Genomic DNA, 1,336 nt, shown 5'->3' with positions numbered 1-1,336 from the left:
TGAAGTGCCCCGGGTTTGATGGAGACATCGATTACCCGGAAGGATCACCAGATCATGGGAGCACCTCGCAAATACCCGGATGAGCTTCGCGAGCGAGCGACGCGGATGGCGCTGGAAGCGCTGGCCGACCCCGACCGCTCGCGTGGTGCGATCGTGCGGGTCGCCGAGCAGCTTGGCGTCCACCGCGAAGCGCTACGGACCTGGGTCCGCAAAGCCCAGGCCGAGGGCCAGGACGCCTCGTCGGTCTCCGCCGATCGCGATGCTCGCCTCGCGCAGCTGGAGAAGGAGAACCGTGAGCTTCGGCGGGCGAACACGATCTTGAAGCAGGCGTCGGCTTTTTTCGCGGCGGAGCTGGACCGTCCACAGCGCTGAAGGTCGAGTTCATCGACCGCCACAAGGACGAACACGGTGTCCAGCCGATCTGCGACGCACTGTCCGAGACCAGCACCGCGATCGCGCCTTCGTCCTACTACGCCGCCAAGACCCGGCCACCGTCAGCGCGCTCTGTCCGCGATGCCGAACTCACGGCCGCGATCACCACGATGTACGAGGAGAACTACCACGTGTATGGCGCCCGGAAGATGTGGAAGGAGATGGGCCGCGTCGGCTACGAGGTCGCCCGCTGCACGGTCGAACGCCTCATGCGAGCTGAAGGCCTCAAGGGGGTCCAGCGAGCCAAGTCGCCCCGCACCACCCGCCCGAAGGCCGAGACCGAACGCCCCGCTGACCTGGTCGAGCGCAAGTTCGTCGCTGAGCGCCCGAACCAGCTGTGGGTCGCCGACATCACCTACGTGCGAACGTACAGCGGATGGGTGTACGCGGCGTTCATCATCGACGTCTACTCGCGGATGGTCGTCGGGTGGCAGCTGTCGAAGAATCTGTACACCGACCTGGCCTTGGACGCGTTGAACATGGCGATCTGGCAGCGCACCCACGCCGGCGACGACCTCAGCGGATTGATCCATCACAGCGATCGCGGCGTTCAATACCGGGCACTGCGCTACACCGAGCGGCTCGAAGAACAGGACCTCGTCGCCTCGGTGGGCTCCCGCGGCGACTCCTACGACAATGCGATGGCCGAGGCGTTCAACTCGCTGTTCAAGGCCGAGCTCGTCCGCAACCGCCACAAGGGGCCATGGCGGGACATCGACGACCTCGAGATCGCCGTCGCTGAGTACATCGACTGGTTCAACCACCGCCGGATCCACGGCGAGATCGGCTACGTCCCACCCGCCGAATACGAAGCCCAACACGCCGCGGTCGAACCGCCACCCGAGCCCGTCGACGACCTCGCCGACGCCAGATAAACACCCTCTACAAAACCCGGGGCTTGACA

At 65.5% G+C, this 1,336-nt stretch carries 1 pseudogene; it reads left to right on the top strand.

Annotated features, from left to right (window positions below):
- Positions 1 to 54 precede the first annotated feature (54 nt).
- Positions 55 to 1,307 (top strand): annotated as a pseudogene (locus tag R4P47_RS25005) (IS3 family transposase).
- Positions 1,308 to 1,336: the final 29 nt, after the last annotated feature.

Source organism: Rhodococcus sp. IEGM 1370 (assembly GCF_033142325.1).
Lineage (GTDB): Bacteria > Actinomycetota > Actinomycetes > Mycobacteriales > Mycobacteriaceae > Rhodococcoides.
This window is presented reverse-complemented; position numbering and strand designations above follow the sequence as displayed.